2 pseudogenes are annotated in these 763 nt (G+C 73.3%); one reads left to right on the forward strand and one right to left on the reverse strand.

From position 1 onward, the window contains the following. Positions 1-434: pseudogene (locus GH736_RS23735) on the reverse strand (hypothetical protein); the annotation flags it as partial. Positions 435-513: 79 nt separating this feature from the next. Between GH736_RS23735 and GH736_RS23740 the strand changes: the two are divergent. Further along, positions 514-763: pseudogene (locus GH736_RS23740) on the forward strand (hypothetical protein); the annotation flags it as partial.

The raw sequence follows: 763 nt of genomic DNA on the forward strand, positions 1-763 counted from the left end.
GCAGTTCGAGGTCGAGCGTGGTGAACACCTGCAGTCCGCCCTGCTGCAGCATCCGGGCGCCCTCGTTGTCCTCCGTCGCTGGGTCGTCGTACCTGCACGGCCGCGGTCAGTGCAGCGAGCTCCGCGGGCGTCGCGGGCACGTTGTCGCCCATCAGGATGAGGCCCGAGACCCCCGCGTCGACGTAGGCGCGGAGCGGGGCCGGGTCGATGCCGGGTGCGTGAAGCATGAGCAGCGCGGCCGCCTTCTGCTCGAGCGTGAGCTGCGACATCCGCTCGTCGACCCACTCCGCGACGGGATCCGGCGGCGGCGTGGTCGGCGCGATCGACGGGGTGACCACCGGACGATCGGCTGCGGCCATCGGCGTGCACGCCGTGACGCCGACGAGCGTCGCCGCCAGCAGGAACGTCATGGCGGTGGGTCGGAGGGCACGCATCCGGCCGAGTGTACGCTGCGTGTCCGAGCGTCCGCCGAGCGCCCCCGTGGGTAGACTCGCGGGGCTCGGAGGGGGTCCTGTGCGACGCGGATGGAAGGCGACGACGGGAGCAGCCGTACTGCTCGCGCTCCTCGCCGTGCCCCCTGCGACCGCCTCCGCCGAGGACTACCCGACCTGGGATCAGGTGCAGGCCGCGAAGGCCGATGTGGCGTCACGTGAGGCGGAGGCGAGCCGCATCACGGCGTTCGTCGATGAGCTCGAGGCCGAGGCCGGACGGCTGGGTGATGCCGCGGTCGCCGCGGCCGCAGCATCCGCGGCCGCCGAAGCCG

It is taken from the genome of Agromyces humi (assembly GCF_009720255.1).
In the GTDB taxonomy this organism is placed as follows: Bacteria; Actinomycetota; Actinomycetes; order Actinomycetales; family Microbacteriaceae; genus Agromyces; species Agromyces humi.